Origin of the sequence: Mesorhizobium sp. M1273, assembly GCF_040318195.1 — a bacterium.
Classification (GTDB): domain Bacteria; phylum Pseudomonadota; class Alphaproteobacteria; order Rhizobiales; family Rhizobiaceae; genus Mesorhizobium.
The window spans coordinates 96,510-117,866 of sequence record NZ_JAMYLV010000017.1 but is presented as its reverse complement, the minus strand read 5'-3'; the positions used below and the strand labels follow the sequence as shown (position 1 = coordinate 117,866).

The 21,357-nt window shown below is 64.9% G+C and carries 11 protein-coding genes and 1 pseudogene; 6 read left to right on the top strand and 6 right to left on the bottom strand.

Features of this window, described 5'->3' with window-relative positions; translation table 11 throughout:
* From NKH30_RS19415 to NKH30_RS19395, 5 genes and pseudogenes are all read left to right on the top strand, one after another.
* Nucleotides 1-382 (top strand): annotated as a pseudogene (locus NKH30_RS19415) (DUF4350 domain-containing protein); the annotation flags it as partial.
* Nucleotides 369-1,325: an AAA family ATPase gene (locus NKH30_RS19410; protein ID WP_352449246.1), complete on the top strand. Its 957-nt coding sequence runs from the start codon at nt 369-371 to the stop codon at nt 1,323-1,325. The pseudogene NKH30_RS19415 and the gene NKH30_RS19410, both read left to right, overlap by 14 nt.
* Nucleotides 1,322-2,629, top strand: a complete 1,308-nt coding sequence (locus NKH30_RS19405) for a DUF58 domain-containing protein (RefSeq protein ID WP_352614160.1) — start codon at nt 1,322-1,324, stop codon at nt 2,627-2,629. Before NKH30_RS19410 ends, NKH30_RS19405 begins: the two co-directional genes overlap by 4 nt.
* Nucleotides 2,626-3,657 (top strand): stage II sporulation protein M, encoded by a 1,032-nt coding sequence (locus tag NKH30_RS19400; protein ID WP_352473664.1) that lies wholly within the window; start codon nt 2,626-2,628, stop codon nt 3,655-3,657. Before NKH30_RS19405 ends, NKH30_RS19400 begins: the two co-directional genes overlap by 4 nt.
* A 64-nt stretch (nt 3,658-3,721) precedes the next feature.
* On the top strand, nt 3,722-4,510 hold the full coding sequence (locus tag NKH30_RS19395; RefSeq protein ID WP_352996634.1) for an RDD family protein: 789 nt from the start codon (nt 3,722-3,724) through the stop codon (nt 4,508-4,510).
* Between the two features lie 269 nt (nt 4,511-4,779).
* Here the strand turns inward: NKH30_RS19395 and NKH30_RS19390 are convergent, their stop codons facing one another.
* Nucleotides 4,780-5,466 (bottom strand): D-lyxose/D-mannose family sugar isomerase, encoded by a 687-nt coding sequence (locus NKH30_RS19390; RefSeq protein ID WP_023674428.1) that lies wholly within the window; start codon nt 5,464-5,466, stop codon nt 4,780-4,782.
* 246 nt (nt 5,467-5,712) lie between these two features.
* Between NKH30_RS19390 and NKH30_RS19385 the strand changes: the two genes are divergently transcribed.
* On the top strand, nt 5,713-6,771 hold the full coding sequence (locus tag NKH30_RS19385; RefSeq protein WP_352996632.1) for a D-TA family PLP-dependent enzyme: 1,059 nt from the start codon (nt 5,713-5,715) through the stop codon (nt 6,769-6,771).
* Between the two features lie 224 nt (nt 6,772-6,995).
* On the opposite strand, the gene NKH30_RS19380 is transcribed toward NKH30_RS19385, so the two are convergent.
* The 5 genes from NKH30_RS19380 to hutU form a co-directional block, all read right to left on the bottom strand.
* Nucleotides 6,996-7,748, bottom strand: a complete 753-nt coding sequence (locus tag NKH30_RS19380) for a heme ABC transporter permease (RefSeq protein WP_352820534.1) — start codon at nt 7,746-7,748, stop codon at nt 6,996-6,998.
* 350 nt (nt 7,749-8,098) lie between these two features.
* Complete coding sequence (locus tag NKH30_RS19375) at nt 8,099-9,868, bottom strand: glucan ABC transporter ATP-binding protein/ permease (protein ID WP_352614164.1); 1,770 nt, start codon at nt 9,866-9,868, stop codon at nt 8,099-8,101.
* 364 nt (nt 9,869-10,232) lie between these two features.
* The gene (locus tag NKH30_RS19370; protein ID WP_352996630.1) at nt 10,233-18,803 is read right to left on the bottom strand and encodes a glycoside hydrolase family 94 protein; all 8,571 of its coding nucleotides are present in this window, start codon (nt 18,801-18,803) and stop codon (nt 10,233-10,235) included.
* Nucleotides 18,804-19,070: 267 nt separating this feature from the next.
* Entirely contained in the window at nt 19,071-19,658 is a 588-nt protein-coding gene (locus tag NKH30_RS19365; protein WP_352996628.1) for a HutD/Ves family protein, read from the bottom strand.
* 8 nt (nt 19,659-19,666) lie between these two features.
* Nucleotides 19,667-21,337, bottom strand: a complete 1,671-nt coding sequence (hutU, locus tag NKH30_RS19360; protein ID WP_352996626.1) for a urocanate hydratase — start codon at nt 21,335-21,337, stop codon at nt 19,667-19,669.
* Nucleotides 21,338-21,357: the final 20 nt, after the last annotated feature.

The window sequence follows — 21,357 nt, the reverse complement described above, 5'->3', positions numbered from 1 at the left end:
CCTGCCCGGTGCGGCGCGGGCGTCCGGGCTGGCCCTGGCCGGGGGCGCCCCGCCGCTAACCCCCCCGCGCGCTTTCGCCTCGGCCAGGGGGGCGCTGGTCTATACGACGGCGATGCTCATGCGGCGTGCCGGCCGGCTGGACGAACTGGGAGGCCGCTATGCGGCCTTGATGCGGGTACGCGCCGGCGCGCTGCTCGGCGCACCGCAAGGGTTGCAAGGCAAAGCGCTCGACCACTGGCTCGACTCTCGCGATAAGGAGCAAGCCGGCGGCTTCACGACGCGCTCGCAAGCGGCCGGCGAGGCGAAGAATCTGACGCAGATGCAACAGGCAGCAGAACGGCTGCATGACTGGACGGCAAGGAGGCTCGGTGAACGTCGATGATGTGAAGGCCCTGGCGACACGGATCAGGGAAGAAGTGGCCAAGGCGATCACCGGGCAGCACGATACGGTCGACCTGATGCTGACCGCCTTGTTTGCGGGCGGGCATATCCTGCTGGAAGGTCCTCCGGGCACGGCCAAGACCATGACCGCGCGCTGCTTCGCCCAGGCGCTTGGGATCGCCTACGGGCGGATCCAGTTCACGCCGGACCTGATGCCCGGCGATATCGTCGGGTCGAACATCTACAACTTCCAGACCGGGCAGTTCACGCTGACGCGCGGCCCGATCTTCTGCGATCTCCTGCTTGCCGACGAAATCAACCGCACGCCGCCCAAGACGCAGGCCGCACTGCTCGAGGCGATGCAGGAACATGCGGTCACCTTTGACGGCACCACGCATTCGCTCGGCCGCAATTTCATGGTCGTCGCGACCCAGAATCCGATCGAGCACCAGGGCGTCTATCCGCTGCCGGAGGCGCAGCTCGACCGCTTCCTGTTCAAGCACCGCGTCAGCTATCCCGGCCCCGAGGAAGAACGAGCCATCATCGTCCATCATGGCGGCGGCTCCGCCTCGCACGACATCGCGCAATATGGCATCGAGGCGCAGACGGATCGCGAAACGCTGCAGGAGGCCCTTGAAGTCGTCGGCTCCGTCACCCTTGTCGACGATGTCGTCGGCTACATAGCGGCGCTGGTTCGGGCTACGCGCGAAAATGCCGATCTGGAGGTCGGGGCCAGTCCGCGCGCCGGCGCCATGCTGGCGCGGGCGGCGCGTGCCCGGGCGGCGCTGGACGGACGCGCCTATGTGATCCCCGACGACGTCAAGGCGCTGGCAGTGCCGGCGCTGCGCCATCGCGTCATCCTTTCGCCTGCCGCACAGATCGATGGCCGGCTGGTCGAGCAGATCGTCTCCGACCTGGTCGACCAGACGGAAGCACCACGTTGATCTATCCCAGCGGCCGAGCGGTATGGGCAGCTGCGGCCGGCGCGGTGCCGGCCTTCCTGGTCGCGCTGGCACTGCCGTCGTTCTGGTATCTGGGGTTGCTGTGGAGTTGCCTGCTGCTTGCCTTCCTGGCGGTGGATGCCGCGGCCGGACGCGGACGGGCATCGCTGAATGCCAGCATCGATGCGCCGCAGCAGGCCGGTGTCGGCGGCGAGTTCAGCGTGCAAATCACCGCCCGTCACTCGGGGCCGTGCGCCGCGGAGGCTCGCGTCGGCCACGATGCACGTCTGGCGCCGGTGGACGGCAGCGGCGGCGCCTTGCTGCCAATCGCCGGAGGCGGGTCGCTCAACCTCCGCTTCCAGGCGCTGCGGCGCGGCGTCGCCAGCTTCGACCGTCTCTGGGTGCGCTGGCGCGGGCCGTTCGGGCTGGTCTGGAACCAGGTCGTGCTGCCGGTGGAAAGCAAGGTTGCGGTGCTGCCCGACGTCAGCAGCGCCCGCGGCGAGGCGATCACGCTGCTGCAACATGCGGCGCTTGCCGAAGGCCATGCGCAGCGCCGCGCCGGTCAAGGCCGCGAGTTCGACGCGCTCAAGGACTACCAGCCGGGCATGGGCCGGCGGATGATCGACTGGAAGCGCAGCGCCCGCCACGGCAAGCTGTTGGCGCGCGAGTTCCGCATCGAGGAGAACAACAACATCGTGCTGGCCATCGACAGCGGACGCCTGATGTGCGAACCGGTCGACGGGGTGCCGAAGGTGGACCGGGCGGTGACGGCCGCCCTGCTGTCGGCATTCATCGCGCTGAAGGGCGGTGACATGGTCAGCCTGTTCGGCTTCGATGCAAGGCCGCGCGTTTCGAGCGGCGCGGTGCGCGGCCCCGCCAGCTTTGCGATGATCCAGAAACGGGCCGCCGAGATCGACTACTCCAGCGAGGAGACCAATTTCACGCTGGCATTGACGACGCTGGCGGCGCGGCTCGACCGCCGCTCGCTGGTCATCATCTTCACCGATTTCGTCGATCCGATCAGTGCGGAATTGATGCTGCGCACCGTGGGCCGGCTCACCGAACGGCATCTCGTGCTGTTCATGATGATGAAGGACACCGAACTGGAGAGCCTGGCCGACCTGCCGCCACGCTCCGGCGAGGATGTTGCCCGCGCGGTCGTCGCCGGAGGGCTCTTGCGCGAAAGGCAGGTCGTCATCGGCCGGCTGCGCCTGCTCGGGGCGCATGTGATCGAAGCCGACCACAACCGGCTCGGCCCGGCGCTGGTCGAGCGCTATCTGCAGTTCAAGCAGGAGGATTTGCTGTGACGGCGCCGGTACGCGGCAATGCGGAGCGCGGCGACGCGGTACGCCAGTCGCTGGCCAGCTTCCGCCGCGAGCGCGAGGCCGACTGGAAGGCATTCGAGGCGCTGCTGGCGCGTGTCGAGAAGCGTGCGCCGCGGACGCTTTCCGAAGAGGAGCTGCTGTCGCTGCCGCTGCTCTATCGATCGGCGCTGTCTTCCCTGTCGGTGGCGCGCGCGACATCGCTCGACAATGCGCTGGTCGGCTATCTCGAAGCGCTGTCGCTGCGCGGTTATTTCTATCTCTACGGCGCGCGCCGCGGGCTGCGGCAGCGCCTCGCCGATTTCTTCCTGCATGACTGGCCCGAAGCCATTCGCGACCTGTGGCGCGAGACATTGGCGTCGGTCGCGCTGATGGTGATCGGCATTGGTGCAGGCGCCTGGCTGGTGGCATCCGACAAGAGCTGGTTCGACGCGATCATCCCGCCCGGCCTGGCAGGAGGCCGCGGCCCCGACACCTCGGCCGAGCTGCTGCGAGGCATGCTTTATGATGGCGACAATGGCTTTCTCTCAGGCTTTGCCGCCTATCTGTTCACGCACAACGTCCAGGTCGCAATCCTGGCCTTCGCCCTTGGCTTCGCCTTCGCGGTGCCGACGGTGCTGCTGATGCTGTACAACGGCTGCATGATCGGGGCGTTGTTCCAAGTCTATTGGTCCAAGGGGCTTGGCATGGAGCTCGGCGGCTGGCTGGCCATCCACGGCACCACCGAATTGTTCGCAATCTCTTTGGCCGGCGCGGCGGGCATGCGCATCGGCACCAGCATCGCCTTTCCCGGCGAATTGACACGCATGGCGGCAGCGGCTCGCGCCGGACGCATCGCCGCGAACGCCATGGTCGGGGTCTCGGTCATGCTGCTGTTTGCCGGGCTGCTCGAGGGCATTGGCAGGCAGACCATCACCAGCGACGTCACGCGCTACGGCATTGGCGGGGGCATGCTGGTGCTGTGGATCGGTTATTTCTACCTGTTCCGGGCGGTGCGGCATGGCGATCGTTAAACGCGCCGCCTTCGCGGCTGTACGGCCGCTGATCACGCCCGAAGGCGTCGATCTCCGGATAAAGTTGGCCGACGCCGGCACGCGGGCCTCCGCCTTCCTGCTCGACATCGTGTTCATCGCCGTGGCGGCAATCGTGATCACGATCGTCGCGCTATTCGGGGTGGGAGGCCTTGGCAGCGAGGGATTTCAGCCGCTCTTCGTCGTCTGGATCATCCTGATCTTCTTTCTGCGCAACGCCTACTTCATCGTCTTCGAAGCGGGCCGGCGCGCGGCTACGCCCGGCAAGCGGATCGTCGGCATCCGGGTCGCGTCGCGCAGCGGAGACGGCCTGTCGATCGACCAGGTCATCGCCCGCAACCTGATGCGCGAGATCGAGGTGTTCCTGCCGCTGTCGATCATCGTTGGACGCAGCGGGACCGACCTCGCCGACACGTTGACGACGGTGTTCGGACTGGTGTGGACGCTGCTGTTTGCCTTGTTCCCGCTGTTCAATCGCGACCGCATGCGGATCGGCGACCTGTTGGCGGGGACCTGGGTGGTCGAGGCACCGAAGCGCGCCTTGCTGGAAGATCTGTCGGCCCGGCAGGATGCCGGCGCTGGCGCGTTCCGGTTCAGCCACGCCCAGCTCGACGCCTACGGAATTGCCGAACTCCACAAGCTGGAGGAGGTGCTGCGCCGCGACGACTATTTCGCCCTGCGGACGGTTGCCGAGACGATCGGACGCAAGATCGGCGCGGCACCCCAAGCCCATGACGCGCGCGCGTTCCTGACGGCGTATTATGGAGAACTGCGGGCGCATCTCGAGCGCAAGCTGCTGCTGGGCAACCGCAGGGCCGACAAGCATGCGCGGTAGCAGTTGCCGAACAGGTGCAGCTAGCGAGAAGCATCGGTGCTGCCCCTCATCCGCCTGCCGGCACCTTCTCCCCGTATAGTGACGGGGAGAAGGGAGATAGACGCAATGTCGACCACTATTCCGCAACGCTGCCTGTTTGCGAAACCATCTGCGATAGCGTCTTTCTCCCCGTCACTATACGGGGAGAAATGCCCGGCAGGGCAATGAGGGGCGGCGCCGACGAACCTGATGAGCCCCTCTCATGAGGCCGGTTGAAATGCCACCCTCCCCTATCCCACCCACTTCTCATAATCGGACACCAGCAGGTGCAGCGGTGCTGTGTCCTCGTCGATGTCCGCGAAGCGGCCGATTGGTTCGCGGAAGACGTTGTCGGTGAGATCGTCGTTGACGGTCGAAACCTCGCCGATCAGCACGTCCTTGCCCTCGGCCCAGAAGGCGTGCCAGACGCCCGGCAGCAAGGTGACGCTCTGGCCTGGGTCGAGCTTCAGGAGCCCACCCGCAGGTAGTCTGTGGATGGTTCCGTCGACAGGCACCGATACTTCGGCCTTCGGATCGATGCCGCCATCGCGATCATGCATGAACAGCTCCAGCACCAGTTTGCCGCCGCCACGGTTGATGATGTCCTCGGCCTTGATGTTGTGGCGGTGCATCGGCGACAGCTGATCCTTGCGCGAGATCATGATTTTTTCGGCATAAAGCATGCCCATGCCCTTCTTCATGTCCTCGTAGCGGCCGTTGCGAACGGTGAACAGGAACAGGCCGAGCTCGTCGAATTTCTCCTGGCCGTAGTCGGTGATGTCCCAGCCAAGCCGCGACGAGAAGATTGCCGACGAATCCTGCCGGCGCGCCTTCATCTCTTCCGGCGACCAGTAGGCGAAGGGCGGCATGATGTAGCCGAACGAGCGGATGAAGGCGTCGGCGTCGCGGATGATGTCGTTGATGGCGGAGCGTTTCATGATCGTGGTTCCTTCCCGTCGCTTTGCGAGCGCTAGAACGGTTCATCGTTTCACGGAAACGCCGAACCGCTCGATCTTTTTTTGGACGCAATTCCGGACGGAAAACCGTTTCACACTTTTCCTGGAATTGCTCAAACCGCAATAGCCGAACGTCCATCCGGTGTCGATGCAAACTGCTGTCGCTGGCCCCATGACATGCGGTCCGATCAGGGCCATAAGGTCAACCAATTTTCCGATGGTGAGACCATGCGCAGCATAGACGACCTCGATACGCCGGCGATCCTGATCGATGCCGACCGCGCCGAAGCCAATATCGCGCGGGCGCAGGCCCATGCCGACCGGCACGGGCTGAAGCTCAGGCCGCACGTCAAGACCCACAAGCTGCCCTACTGGGCAAAGAAGCAGATCGCGGCGGGCGCCGTCGGCATCACCTGCCAGAAGATCGGCGAGGCCGAGGTCATGGCCGATGCCGGACTGACCGACATCTTTCTGCCCTACAATATCGTCGGGCGGGCCAAGCTGGAGCGCCTCAAGGCGCTGCACGGCCGCGTAACCCTGTCGGTGACAACGGACAGCATGGACACGCTGATGGGGCTTGCCGCCACCTTTGCCGATCCCGGCCACCGCCTGCCGGTGCTGGTCGAATGCGACACCGGCATGGGCCGCTGCGGTGTGCAGTCGGCCGGCGAGGCAGTCGCGCTGGCGAGCGAGATCGACAAGGTTCGGGGGCTCGTCTTCGGCGGCTTGATGACCTACCCGGGGGCCGGCCGCGCCGCCGAGACCGAGGCGTGGCTCGCCGAAGCGCGGCAAGCACTTGCCGCAGCCGGCCTTGCTTGCGAGCGCATCTCCAGCGGCGGCACACCCGATATGTGGCGTTCCGGCGAGCACAGCGTCGTTACCGAATACCGGCCCGGCACCTACATCTATCTCGACCGCTACCAGGTCGCCAAAGGCGTCGGCAGCCTCGACGATTGCGCACTGACGGTGCTGTCGACGGTGGTCAGCCACCCAACGCCGACACGCGCCATCCTCGACGCCGGCAGCAAGGCGCTCTCCAGCGACACACTGGGGCTCGCCGATTTCGGCGAGTTGCTGGGCATTTCAGGCGCAAGGGTGACCAGCCTCAGCGAAGAGCACGGCAATGTCACGCTGTCAGGCGGCGCCGAGCTTCGCATCGGCGAGCGCGTGCGCGTCGTGCCCGATCATTGCTGCGTCGTTACCAACCTGTTCGACGAGGTGCATCTGGTCGAAGGCGAGACGGTGATCGAGACGCTCCAGGTCAAGGCGCGAGGACGGATGGGGTGAGTCCAGCTGGAGCGCGTGCGCTTCAGGTACAAAATCCTTCAAACGCTGGAGGGACAGCGCCCCCTCTGGCCTGCCGGCCATCTCCCCCTCAAGGGGGGAGATCGGTAGCTTCGCCTCTCTTTCAACATTCGCGATTGGCGAAACGATACGTGACATTCAATCTCCCCCCTTGAGGGGGAGATGTCCGGCAGGACAGAGGGGGGCGCGAAGGAACTCGACGGCGGTCAGTTAGCCTGCCTCGCGGCAACCCGCCGCATCGAAATGACGCGGCGGCGGAGGATTTCCGTGCGCATCGCCGCTAGGTGCAACGCGAAGAAAAGCACGGTGAAGCCGAGCGCCATCACCAGCAATGGCCACAACAGGCTTGGATCGATGGTCGGCCCGCCGAGACGGAACACCGACGCCGGCTGATGCAGCGTGTTCCACCAGTCGACCGAAAATTTGATGATCGGAATGTTGATGAAGCCGACCAGGGTGATGATGGCGGCGGCCCAGGCGGCGCGCCCGGCATCGTCGAGCGCGCGGGTCAGCGCGATGATGCCGAGATACATCAGGAACAGGATGAACACCGAGGTCAGCCGCGCGTCCCACACCCACCAGGTGCCCCACATCGGCTTGCCCCAGATCGAACCGGTGATCAGTGCAAGGGCGGTGAAGACGGCGCCGATGGGTGCCGCCGATTTCAGCGCCACGTCGGCCAGCGGATGGCGCCAGACCAGCGTGCCCAGTGCCGAGACCGCCATCAGCGTGTAGCACATCATGGCGAGCCAGGCGAAAGGCACGTGGATATACATGATGCGAACGGTGATGCCTTGCTGGAAGTCCTCGGGCGCCGTGAAGCTCATGTAGAGGCCGACAGCGAGGATGATGGCGGCAACGCTCGCCAGCCACGGCACGACCTTGTCGGCCAGCCCGACGAACCGCGTCGGGTTGGCAAGGTCCATCCAGCCGGAGAGGCGTGAAGTCGTGTCGCTCATGCCGCCTTACATAGACCGCCGGCGGAGTTGCGGCAACCGCAGCGGCGGTACGGCGTCTCCCGTTCTCCCCGTGAACGGCGGGGCAATCGCATTTGGATTCTTACGAAGATGGATCCCCACCCTAACCCTCCCCACAAGGGGGAGGGAACGCTGCCGCATGCCCTTACTTCCCCTTTTGGCGCCGAAAGGCAGGCAAATTTGCCGAGGTCAGCGCCAACGGAAGTCTCCCTCCCCCTTGTGGGGAGGGGTTAGGGGCGGGGGTACATCGTAGAGCGAAAGCCTCGGCTCTCCACCTGCGATGGCGCTGCCCCCCTTGTGGTTCCCACAGGGGAGAAGGCAAGCCGTGCTGCTCAAGCGGCTTCGTTCACCGGACGGCTGAGGCGGCGGACCTCCTCGTCGTTGAGCAGGCCGCCGGCGCGCAGCAGGCTGGCGAAGCGACCGTTGCGCAGCGACAGTTCGGTGAACCCGCCCATCTCGACCACCCGGCCCTTGTCCATGAACACGACCAGATCGGCATCGCGAACGGTGGTCAGGCGGTGGGCGATGATGAAGGTGGTGCGGCCGCGCCGCAATTCGTCGATGGCGTCCTTGACGCGGTCTTCCGTCTCGACGTCGAGCGCGCTGGTCGCCTCGTCGAGAACCAGGATGGGCGCGTCCTTCAGCACGGCGCGGGCGATCGCGATGCGCTGGCGCTCGCCGCCGGACAGCTGTCCGCCGCGTTCGCCGACGACCGTGTCGTAGCCCTCGCTCTTCGACAGGATGAAATCCTGCGCGGCGGCGGCATTGGCCGCGGCATGAACCTCGTCATAGGTCGCCTCCGCGCGGCCGACGCGGATGTTGTCCTCGATCGAGCGGTTGAGCAGGCCGGCATCCTGGAAGACGGTCGCGATCGAATGGCGCAGCGACTTGCGGGTCACCGTGCGGGTGTCGATGCCGTCGATCAGGATACGGCCGCTGGACGGGGTGAAGACGCGCTGCAGAAGGTTGATGAGCGTCGTCTTGCCGGCGCCCGTCGGGCCGACGATGGCGACGGTCTGGCCGGCCTGGACCTCGAACGACGCGTCGTCGACGCCCTGCCCGGAATTGCCGAACTCGAAGCAGACATTCTCGAAACGCACATGACCCGTGACGTTGACGAGATCGCGCAGCCCATCGGGCTCGGCGGCGTCGGATGCAGAGTCCTCGAGATGATAGAATTCCTCGAGCTTGGCGCGCGCCTCGGAAATCTGGTTGGCGAAGGCCGACATCTGGTCGAGCCGGGCAATCAGCAGCGTGGCAAAGCCGGTAAAGGCGATGACGTCGCCGATGCGCAACTGGCCGTGCGTCACCAGATAGGCGCCGATCAAGAGCACCACCATCATCGAAATCGTCGACGACAGGCGGTGCAGCGCGTTGGCCATCGCCCACCAGTCGAGCACCGGATTCTGTGCGTCGAGCAGGTTCTTGACGTAGCACTTCAGCGCCTCGGTCTCATGGCCGATGCGATTGTAGCTCTGCAGGACGGCGACGTTGCTGACCGAGTCGGTCACATGCGCAAATACCTTGTGGTAGTGCCGCTCCACGGCCGCCTGGCCTTCCTTGGTGCGCCGCATCACCAGCCGTCCGATGCCGACATAGAGCGCGCCAAGCGCCAGCAGCACCATCGACATGCGGATATCCATGCTGAGCGCGGTGGGCACCAGCAGGACCAACGCAACCGCGGTCGACAGATGCTGCCGCATGAATTCCAGCCAGAGGCTGAACAAGGTCTCGACCGCGCGCAGGAGCGTGTGCAGGGAATTGGAGGTGCCGCGCTGATGATGCCAGGCAAGCGGCATGGTGATCACGCGCTCGAACGACTGGCAAAGAACCTCGCTGCGCCGCTGGTGGGCAAAGCGGTCGGCGCCGCGCGCCACCAGCACGAAGGCGATGATGTTGAACGCGCCGAGACCGGCCCACATTGCGAGCGTCGCGAATACCGAGCCGCGGTCCGAAATGGCATCGATCACCCGGCCGAACATGATCGGCTCGAGAATGGCGATAATGGCAAGCGCGACATTCGCCCCGCAGATAAACGCAACGCGTTTCCTGTCGGCAGCGAGATAACCAAGGGCTCGCCAGTAGATTTGCAGAAGTGACACTTCAGCTACTCCGCCAATTATTTATGGTGCAGTGCGTCATTTTTTGACTCGTATCGGTTGACGCGTCGCAAAACAATGCTCGTCTAGCTCTTCCGTTCCCATTCCGCGAACAAAAGATGACGACGCTTCGAAATTTGCCGTGATCGTCTAACAGTTTGAGATAAAAGGTGAAATGTCAGCGTTGCGGCAAAATCATGGCAGCTGGAAAGCACTGCCACAATTTTAATCAGCAAGACCCTGGGCACGACGTCTAAAGTCGTGTGCAGGCATTCAGCAAGGTCAAACGCAAATATAACCGGTAGAGGCACTTGGAGCGCCCGTGCGTGCCCTGGGAAACGCTAAGCGACGCTCCAAGCCCTTGAATCTAGGCCGGTATTCTGACGACCACCTCGGCACTATCTCCGGCTTTTGGCTCGAAGGACGAAGATTTGGTCTTCGTGCCATTCACTTCAAGTGAGATGGCCCGGGCCTTTTTGTCGCGGACGACGCGTACTTTGATCTCGGCGCCCAGCATCTTCAGAGTTGCCGAATAGCCGTCCCAATGGCTAGGAAGTCTCGGCGTGAACTGGAGGCGCTGTCCGCGGCGCTCTATGCCGAGAATGCTCTCGACCGCGGCGCGATAAAGCCAGCCCGCCGACCCGGTATACCAGGTCCAGCCGCCTCGGCCGCCCTTGTCTTGCCCGGAATAAACATCGGCCGCGACGACATAAGGTTCCACGCGGTAGCGCTCCGCCGCGGCTTCATCGAGAGCATGGTAGACCGGATTGAGCATTGAAAGGCAGCGGTAGGCATCGTCGGTGCGACCCATCTCGGCCAGCGCAATGACGAACCATGTCGCCGCGTGCGTGTATTGGCCGCCGTTTTCACGGACCCCCGGCGGATAGCTCTTGATGTAGCCCGGGTCCTTTTCCGTCTTCGAGAAGGGCGGGGTGAACAGTTTGACGATGTTGAGGTCGTCGTCGACGAGCGCTTTCATCGCCTGCGCCATTGCCGTGGTCGACCGCGCCGGGTCGCCCTCGCCCGAAAGCACGCTCCAGGACTGGGCGATCGAATCGATCTTGCACTCGTCCGACTTGCGCGAGCCGAGCGGCGTGCCGTCGTCGAAGCTGCCGCGCCGATACCACTCGCCATCCCAGGCGGTGCTTTCCAGCGCCCGCTTCAGCACCTCGGCGTGCTTCGTCCAGGCCTGCACGCGCTTGGCATCGCGCTCCGCCTTGGCGACAGCGGCAAAGTCGCCCAGCGTCTTCAGCAGGAACCAGCCCAGCCACACGCTCTCGCCCTTGCCGTGCTCGCCGACGCGGTTCATGCCGTCGTTCCAGTCGCCGCCGAGGATCAGCGGCAGCCCGGCTGGGCTGCTGCGCTTGACGGCAAGATCGAGCGCCCGCGCGCAATGGTCGTAGAGCGAGGCTGTCTTCTTCGAGATTTCCGGGATGAAGAAAGCATCGTGCTCGCCTTCGCCCAGCGCCTGCCCTTCGATGAAGGGCAGTTGCTCCTTCAGGATCGCGGTGTCGCCGGTCACCAGCAGGTAACGGGCCGTGGCGTGGGCCAGCCAGACCACGTCGTCCGAGATCATGGTGCGGACCCCGGCCTCGGTGCGCGGCAGCCACCAATGCTGTACGTCGCCTTCGGGAAATTGCCGCCGCGCCGCGTTGAGGATCTGATCGCGCGCCAGCTTGGGGTCATGCGCCAGCAAGGCCAAGGTATCCTGCAACTGATCGCGGAAGCCGAAGGCACCGCTCGCCTGATAGAACGCAGAGCGGGCACGGATGCGGCAGGCCAGACTCTGATAGGGCAGCCAGTGATTGACCATGGCGTCGAGTGCCTTGTCCGGCGTCTCGACCTGGATGGTGTCGAGAAAGCCGCGCCATGTGCGCTCGTTGTCGGCCAGCCGCTGATCGAAATCCCTGGAGCGATGGGTCTGCACCAGCGCGCTGGCCGCCTCGGGTGAGGCCGCGTCGCCGAGCAGCCAGAGCAGCGTGACGTCGCCGCCGGCAGCGATGTCGATGTCGCGTGCGATGGCCGCGCAGGGATCGTCGCCGGCCTCGACACGGCCGGACAGGCCGGCGCCGCTCAGCACGGCATGCGGAAACTCGCTCGTGCCTTGCCTGCCGATGAACTCGCCGCGATCGGCGGTGACCGAATGCACAGCACCGTCGGCGGCCAGAAAGGCGATCCGCTCGCCGAAATCGAGCCCATAGGGATTTTGCGCCAGCAATGCGCCGGTTGCGGCATCCCTCGACGGAACGATGCTTGCAGCGGTGCGCGAGCGATGGCCGCCAAGAACCCATTCCGCATAGGCGTAGACGCGCAGCCGCATCGGCACCGAACCCGAATTCTGGATGCGCAGCCGCGATATCTTCACCGGATCGACGGGATCGACGACATGGGTCAGGTCCATCGACAGCGGCCCGCGTTTTGAGCGGAACGTCGAAAAACCCTGCCCGTGCCAGGTTTCGTAGGTCATTGTCGGATCACGCACCACGGCAGCCATTGGCGAGAACGCCCTGCCACTGGCGTGATCGTAGATGTAGATGCCCTCGCCCGGCCGGTTGGTGACCGGATCGTTCGACCATGGCGTCAACTGATAGTCGCGGCTGTTGCGGCTCCAGGTGAAGGCAGCGCCTTCAGCCGAAATGTGGAACCCGAACGATGGGTTGGAGATGACGTTGATCCACGGCTGCGGCGTCGTGCGCCGGCCGGCAAGACGCACGACGTAGTGGCGTCCGCCGCCGTCGAAGCCGCCGAAACCGTTCCATTGGTCGAGCCCGCTGCCGTCGACGCGGCCCTCGATCAGTGCCTGGGCGGCAGATACTTGCGACGTCGGCACCGGCAAGGACGGCTCGCGAAGCGCTGCAAGGTCTGCCGGCTGGAGGGCGGCGTCCCGCGCCTGCAGTGCCGCGGCCTCGGCACGCTCGATCTGGTCGAAGATGGTGCCGTTGCGCGTATGCAGCACCACCCGAGCGACGGCGAGCAAGGTCCGGTAGGTCGTTTCCTCCATCAGATCGCGGCGCACCGCGAAGATGTGCTGGCGGGGTCCGAGTTCCTTGCCGCGCAACCGGCTGTTTTCGCACAGCGTCTCCACCGCGCGCTGCAGGTCCTGCACGTAGGACGACGCCTGCTCGTTGACGACGACAAAGTCGATCATCATGCCGCGGGCGCGCATGTATTCCTGGAAGCGAAGCGCCTGGGCGACGATCTCCAGATCGGCGACATCGGCGATCCTGACCAGGAAAATCGGAAAATCGCCGGATATGCTGGTCGGCCACAGGCTGGACTGCCTGCCGAGCCCGGAGACGATGGATTCGCCCGGAAGGCGCAGGAACGGATCGGGATAGATCAGATAGCGCGCCAGCTTCTGCACATTGGCGGCGTCGGACAGGCTGAGGCCAAGGTGCCGGGTCTGTACCTGCGAGCGCGTCCAGGCGAGCATCGCCTGGCGGGCGAAGCTTTCGGGATGGTCGAGCCGTGCGATGGCGGCATCCAATTCGGCGCGATGGGTACCGACGACGGTCCAGAACGTCAGCGAAATCTTCTTGTTGGCCGGCACGCGCACCTGCCGGCGAAGCGATGCGATCGGATCCAGGGTGAAGCCGGAATGGCCGCCAAGCTTGGCGCCGGGATCAAAGGCCGCCGCTTCGGTGATGGTGCGGCCGCGGCCGATGAAGGCGCGCCTGTCGGTTTCCGCCTCGGCGTCTCGCGCCGATCCAGACGGGTCGGTGACGAAATGCACCATGGTGACGTCGGGTTCGTCCTTTTCGCGCTTGCGCCTGGTGGCGAAGATCGCGCCGTTGTTCGGCGCGATCTCGGTTTCCACGAACATCTTCGAAAAAGCCGGATGGGCATTATCCGAGGGCTCGGAGCCCAGCACCAGTTCGGCAAACGAGGTTACTTCGATATGCCGGTCGGCGGGGCCATCATTGTGGAGCGTCACCCGTCGGCCCTCACCATTGCCTTCCGAGATGACGATGCACTCGACTTCCGAACGCAGCGATCCAATCGATTTGACGAAGCTCGCCTTGTCGTCGGAGAACAGCGTCTGCGCACGCTCGCCGGCGGCGCGCTTCGGCTCGGCGGTGGCCGACCACCAGTCGCCGTTGCTGGCGTCGCGCAGGAAAATATAGGAACCAAGGCGGTCCTCGGTCGGATCCGGCTGCCAGCGCGTGACGGCAAGTTCGCCCCAGCGGCTGTAGCCGGAGCCGGTGGCGGTCACCATGACCGAATAGCGGCCATTGGACATGACACTGGTCGAGCGGAGCGCCCTGAGCGGATCGAGCACGATGCGGGTATCCGGGCTTTCCAGCTCGGTCTCGTCCTTCGAGCGCTCGTCGGCCTCGGTCCTGACGGTCGCAGTCGGGATGTCGCGCGGCGCCCTTTCCTGCAGCAGCAATTCGGCCGACTCGATCACCGGATCGCTGTGGAAGCGGTCGCGCAGGCGCCCTTCGAAGATCGCATCGGCAACTGCCGCAATCGACATGCCGGAGTGGTGGGCCATGTAGTTGAGCACGACGGCATGGTCGGTGCCCTCGGGGACGCGTTGCGGCGTGAAATCCACCGCGTCGTAAAAACCGTGCCGGCCCAGTGCGCCCAGCCGCCTCAGCCTGGCCAGGTTCTGGACGGATTCATGCGGCGTGAACTGCGCTGCGAGCACGGTCGCGTAAGGCGCGATCACCGTGTTTTGGCCAAGGCCGCGCTTCAGGCCGAGCCCGGGCACGCCGAAATTGGTGTACTGATAGGTCAGTTCACGGTCGCGGGCGTTGTAGGCCGCTTCCGAAATCCCCCAGGGAACGTTCTTCGAACGGCCATACTGGATCTGGCGCTTGATGATGAGCTTGCTGGTCTGGTTGAGAATGCTGCCTTGCGGCTCCTTCATCACCAGTGGCGGCATCAGATATTCGAACATCGAGCCGGACCAGGACATCAGTGCGCCCTGGAAGCCGATCTCGACGATCGGCCGGCCGAGCCGGAACCAGTGCTCGGTCGGCAAATCGCCCTTGGCGATGGCGAACAGGCTGGTCAGCCGCGCCTCGGAGGCCAAAAGGTCGTAGCAGCTTTCGTCGAGCTGATGCTCCTCGACCCGGTAACCGATCGACAAGAGCTTGCGTTCGGGCCGCATCAGGAACGAGAAATCCATCTCGAAGGCGAAGCGGCGCGTGCGCTCGCGCAAGGTCAGAAGCTTGGCCCGCAATGCCGCGACCGCGTTTTCGTCGCTGTGCGCGTCGTGCACATGCGCCTCGCAGGTGGCTTCGAGCCTGGCCGCCCAATCGGCGATGGTGTCGCTCTGGGTCGACGCGGCCTCGGTGTGGATGGCTGTCGCGAGCTTGCGTATCTCGCCGGCCAGGACGGCCAGGTTGATGGTACGGATCGACGCCATCTCCGGCTGCGCCTTGATCAATTCGACCGCCCGCCGCATGCCGTCGAGACGGTCGGCGAGCCGCTGGCGCAAGGGCCGCAATTGACGCCGGTCGTCGGGCAGTTCCTCAAGGCTTTCATCGAGGATGGTGACAGTATCGAGGATGCCTTCGAAGTCGCCCTGCACATGCACCGACGGCGCTTCGGCCCATTCGGCGCAGGCAGCGGCCACGGCCACCAGATGGCCGGCGAGATTGCCGCTGTCGACCGCCGAAATGTACAGCGGGTAGAGCGGCTTCAGGGTCGTCGTGTCATACCAGTTGAAGAGATGGCCGCGATCGCGCGGCATGCTCTCGATGGTCGACATGGTCGCGTCGATGCGGTTGACGGCGTCGGAGAGGCTGATCCAGCCGAAATCGCGTGCCGAAATCACCGACAGCAGGTAGACGCCGATATTGGTCGGCGAGGTGCGGGGCGCCACCACGGGGGCCGGGCTTTCCTGGAAATTATCCGGCGGCAGATTGTGATGCTCGGCCGTCACGAAGGTCTCGAAATAGTGCCATGTACGCCGCGCCACGGTGCGCAGCGCGTGGATGTCGGCGGCCGATATGCGCAGGCGGTCCTCGGTTTCGGCCGAACGGCTGATCCAGCAGGCGATGGCGGGCGAGCCGATCCAGAACAAGGCAAAGAAGAAGGCGACGAAGGCGCCGGTGGAATCGGCCAGCACCGGGACAGCGAGGCCGACGACGCCGATGATCACCGCGCCGTACATGATGCTGTAGTAGGAGCCGAGATCGTTGTCGCCGCCCTTGTGTGCCTGCGAGGCGGTGCGCCATTCGAGCAGGTTCTGGCGGCTGACGAACAGGCGGTAGAGCGTGCGGATGATCGCGTCGCCCATCATCCAGGCAAGATGCGCCATCAGCACGATCTTCAGCGCCACCAGAGCGGTGCCGAAGGCAACGTCGCGTGCCAGTGCCGAGAAATGGCCGCGCGGCGTCTGATCGCCGCTCTTCGGCAGGATGGCGTTGACGATGTCGAAAGTGGGCGCCATGAACAGCGTAAGGATCAGCAGCGCCTGCCATTGCGCGGCCTGCGTGAAGGGCAGCAACGTCCAGCCGGCGATCGCGGCCATCACCCAGAAGATCGGCGTCACCGAGCGGCGCAGATTGTCCACCATCTTCCAGCGCGACAGCGCCGGCACGTTTGAGCGTGGGCCAAGGATGAAGCCCAGAAGCTGCCAGTCGCCGCGTGCCCAGCGATGGTGGCGCGACGCATCGACCGAATAGCGGGTCGGATAGTCCTCGACCAGTTCGACGTCGGTGACCAAGGCCGAGCGCGCCAGGGCGCCTTCGAGCAGATCATGGCTGAGGATGGTGTTTTCCTCGATGCGACCCTTCAGCGCCGCCTCGAAGGCGTCGACATGGTAAAGACCCTTGCCGGTGAAGGAACCGTCGCCGAAGATGTCCTGGTAGAGGTCCGACACGGCAAAGACGTACGGATCGAGCCCGCGATTGGCGGAAAAGACACGCTGAAAGAACGACGCCTCGTCGCCACTGGTCAGCGACGCGGTGATGCGCGGCTGCAGGATGGAATAACCTGCCGTAACCTCGCGCCGTGCGACATCGAAATGCGGACGGTTGAGCGGGTGGCAAAGCTTGCCGGCCAGCGCAGCGACGGCGTCGCGGGTGGTGCGGGTGTCGGCGTCCAGCGTCATCACGTGGACGACGCTCTCCGGCAATGGCACTTCCAGCGGCAGGAAGGTGGTGTCGCTGTCGCCGCGCAGCAGAAGGTTCAATTCGTGCAGCTTGCCGCGCTTGCGTTCCCAGCCCATCCAGACGCCTTGCGATGCGTTGTAGAGCCGGCGCCGATGCAGCAGATAAAAGCGCGGCGCCCCGTCCGAGGGATAGCGGGCGTTCAGCCTGGCGATTTCGGCGCGGGCGAATTCGAGGATTTCGACGTCCGCCGTGTCGATCTCGGTCTTGGAGTCCGGCCAGTCGGAAAGCAGCGCGAAATAGACTTCGCCCGCCGTGTTGGCGAGGTGATGCACCTCGATGTTGCGGATGTTCTCCTCGACATCGTCGCGCGAGCCGATCAGCGACGGCACCACCACCAGCGTGCGCGCCTCGGGCGGCACACCGTGCCTGAAATCATAGCCGATGAGACGCGTCGGCTTCAAAAACAGCGAGACGACGGTGTTGAAGAATGCGAGCGCGCCTTCGCTGGCCGGCACCGCGAACAGGGCCAGCATCAGGACGATCGACGGCACCGACAGGCCGAGATTGGCAAGCGCATTGCCGGAAACGACCAGAAGCAGGACCGTCAGCGCAAACACCGGCACGACAATGCCCAGCCATCCGGTCTTGCGGAAGGTCCGGTTGAGCGTCTTGCCGATGGTCGGCCGGTAGCCGATCGACCGCTCGAGCTCCTGCCGGCGCGGGCCGACCAGAAAGAAGCCGACGTCGGTGTGAGCGATCGGACCGGTTTCGGAGCCCGGTGCAGCGGCAGCATGGCCGGCGAGCTCGATCGCCCTTTCGGCAACGCGAAATTCGGAGAGATCGGAACGGCGCGCCAGCTCCTCGATCGCAGTCCGGTACTGGTCGCGGGAAAAGAAATCGAGCGCGGCGAAATCGGTGCGTTCGCGCAGCAAGGTGTCGATGCGGCTGACGCCCTCGAACCACACCGTCCAGTCGATGTCGTTGATCAGGCGCAGGCCGCGGATGATGTTGCCGGTGGTCACGTTGCCGCTGGACAGCGTGTGGTGCTCGCTGAGGATGATCTCCTCGGCGTCGGAGCCGGTCCGTTCCAGCTCGCCCTCCAGCCATTCCAGCGCCCTGCCGGCATTTTGCGAGCCGTCACGCAGCCGGTAGAGCAACTGGGTGGCGAAGGTGGTGTCCTGCGCATGGGCGCTGTAGTGGGAAAGTATCGCCTGCCGGTCGGCGCTGTCGTCCGTCGCCAGCACACGGTCGGCGACCTCGTTGGCGATCTGGCGCAGTTCCCGCGTGCGATTGACGCGGACCGCGATCCGGCGAAGGTTCTCGATCAGGACGAAGCGCAGCAGCGACGGCAGCGCCCATAATTCGCCGATCTTCAGCGGCTCGACGGACTGGAAGCCTTCGACGATCGCCTTGAACATGGCCGACGAGACGGAACTGTCGGAATGCGCGACATAGGTCCACGCGACCGCCAGGGCGCGCGGCACGCTGGATCCATCCGACAGTTTCAGCGTCGGCAACTGGCGGTAGAAGCGGCGCGGCAGGTCGCGCTTGACCTGAAAAATGGTCTCCTCGACCAGGTAGTTGTTGTCGAGCAGCCACTGCGCCGCGGGCGTGATCGTTTCGCCCCTCGCCTGGGCAGCGTTGGTGGAACGGTAGACATCGAGAATTTTCCTGGCGCTGTCGCGGATGCGCGCCTGAAAATCGAAAGGCGTCAGACCGAACAAATCCTTGGCATCGCCATTGGCAAGGGCTGCGCCCAAAGCGCGCAGGCGATCTTCCGGCAGGAAATTGGAGCGTATCGGCTCGTCGGTGACAGCCGGGAAGCTGGCGCTCGTCTTTTCGATCTGTGCGAGATTGGTCTGGATATTCATCTAAGGTTCCGTGTTGGGGACGCAGTGCGGCGTCACCGCCACGGCAATGTCCCTAAAACCGGTCCAAATGCAATTGGTTGCATCGCAACACTTGGCCGAAAGTTTGTTTCCGCACCACGACAAGATGCCGTCTTTCGACAACTTCCAGGCGAGCACTATGGGCATCGTTTCGGCTTCTGATCGGCGGAAGATTCAGGCTTTTTCGTGATGCAGCGACCAGCTTACGCGATATTTGGCCGGCGTCACGATCATGTTTGGAAACAGACGTTAATCGTTGCCGGCAATGCGCTCGATGCGGATCACGAACAGCATGGCCGGCCGGACCGGATCCAGGCGCAGTTCCGGCGCTTGCGCCCCGAGCAACAGCGCGTCGAGCGGCCCAAGTTGCATGGGCGCCGCGCCGGCCACGCTGAGTTCGCCGTCGACGCACAGGATGAGTGTTTCATCGGCTTCGGCCTGGATCTCCGTCGGAGCCGAAATCAGCAGGCGCTCGACCGTGTGGATCGCCCGGGCGCGGCGGGTCATGACGTTGAGGTCGGTGATCGGACCGGCGATCGGCGTGGCTTGCGTCGGCACGTCGGCCGGAAAGGCAAGCGGTGCGGAAGCCTTGGTGATTTCGACCGGTAGCCGGCCGGCGATGCCGAGGATCATGCCCTCGCCTTCCAGCAGGGCCAAGGTCCGATCGACGCCGGCGAAGCCGGAGAACGGCCCGCTGCTCTCGACGCGCGCCATCGAGACGCGCCAGTCGAAATCGTCGAGCCCGGCACCTGGCGGCGAGACGGCAATCTCCGTCGTCACCCCGCCGCCGTTCTTCCACGGCATCGACCGGTATTCGGCTGCCCGAAGGATGCGCAAGGCGCGGCTCAGCCCAAAATGCCGGGCAGGTTGAGCTGGTTCTCCCGGGCGCACTCGATCGCGATGTCATAGCCGGCATCGGCGTGACGCATGACGCCGGTCGCCGGATCGTTCCACAGAACCCGCTCCAGGCGCTTGGCCGCCTCGGGCGTGCCGTCGGCGACGATGACCATGCCGGCATGCTGCGAAAAGCCCATGCCGACGCCGCCGCCATGGTGCAGCGACACCCAGGTGGCGCCGGACGCCGTGTTGAGCAAGGCGTTGAGCAACGGCCAGTCGGAGACGGCATCGGAGCCGTCCTTCATCGCCTCCGTCTCGCGGTTCGGCGAGGCGACCGAGCCGGAATCGAGGTGATCGCGGCCGATGACCACCGGCGCTTTCAGGTCGCCCCTGGCGACCATCTCGTTGAAGGCGAGGCCGAGCCGGTGGCGATCGCCAAGCCCAACCCAGCAGATGCGCGCCGGCAGGCCCTGGAAGGCGATGCGCTCACGCGCCATGTCGAGCCAGTTGTGCAGATGGGTGTTGCCGGGGGTCAGCTCGCGCACCTTGGCGTCGGTCTTGTAGATATCCTCGGGATCGCCGGAAAGCGCTGCCCAGCGGAACGGGCCGATGCCGCGGCAAAACAGCGGACGGATGTAAGCCGGCACGAAACCCGGGAAGGCAAAAGCATTCTCGAACCCCTCCTCCTTCGCCACCTGGCGGATGTTGTTGCCGTAGTCGAGCGTCGGCACGCCGGCGTTCCAGAACGCCACCATCGCCTCGACATGCTCGCGCATCGACGCGCGGGCAGCTTTTTCGACGGCCTTCGGATCGGAGGTGCGTTTCTCGCGCCACTCGGCCAGCGACCAGCCCTTGGGCAGATAGCCATTGAGCGGGTCATGCGCCGAGGTCTGGTCGGTGACGATGTCGGGGCGCACGCCGCGCCGCACCAGTTCCGGCACGATGTCGGCGGCGTTGCCGACCAGGCCAACCGATTTCGCCTCACCGGCTTTGGTCCAGCGCTCGATCTTTTCCAGAGCCTCGTCGAGCGTGTCGGCGCGCTCATCGACATAGCGGGTGCGCAGCCGGAAATCGATGCGATCGGGATCGCATTCGACGGCCAGGCAGCAGGCGCCGGCCATCACCGCGGCGAGCGGCTGGGCACCGCCCATGCCGCCGAGGCCGCCGGTCAGGATCCATTTGCCCCTGAGATTGCCGCCATAATGCTGGCGGCCGGCCTCGACGAAGGTCTCGTAGGTGCCCTGCACGATGCCTTGCGTGCCGATGTAGATCCACGAGCCGGCCGTCATCTGGCCGTACATCATCAGGCCCTTTCTATCGAGCTCGTTGAATTTCTCCCATGTCGCCCAGTGCGGCACGAGATTCGAGTTGGCGATCAGCACACGCGGGGCGTCAGGATGAGTGCGGAACACGCCGACCGGCTTGCCCGATTGCACCAACAACGTCTCGTCGTCGCCAAGCGTCTTCAGCGAGGCAACGATGCGGTCGAAATCGTTCCAGGTGCGCGCCGCCCGGCCGATGCCGCCATAGACGACCAGTTCGTTGGGGTTTTCGGCGACGTCTGGGTCGAGATTGTTCATCAGCATGCGCAACGGCGCTTCCGTCAGCCAGGTGCGGGCGTTGAGCTCGCTGCCGCGCGGGCTGCGCACTTCACGGATGTTGTGGCGAGGATCGGTCATGATTGTCCCTTTCGAGTGAG

What these genes read in the sequence shown, in the direction of transcription:
- NKH30_RS19390 (WP_023674428.1), bottom strand. Translation starts at nt 5,466, where the DNA reads ATGAAACGCTCCGCCATCAACGACATCATCCGCGACGCCGACGCCTTC.
- NKH30_RS19385 (WP_352996632.1), top strand. Translation starts at nt 5,713, where the DNA reads ATGCGCAGCATAGACGACCTCGATACGCCGGCGATCCTGATCGATGCC.
- NKH30_RS19380 (WP_352820534.1), bottom strand. Translation starts at nt 7,748, where the DNA reads ATGAGCGACACGACTTCACGCCTCTCCGGCTGGATGGACCTTGCCAAC.
- NKH30_RS19370 (WP_352996630.1), bottom strand. Translation starts at nt 18,803, where the DNA reads ATGAATATCCAGACCAATCTCGCACAGATCGAAAAGACGAGCGCCAGC.
- hutU (WP_352996626.1), bottom strand. Translation starts at nt 21,337, where the DNA reads ATGACCGATCCTCGCCACAACATCCGTGAAGTGCGCAGCCCGCGCGGC.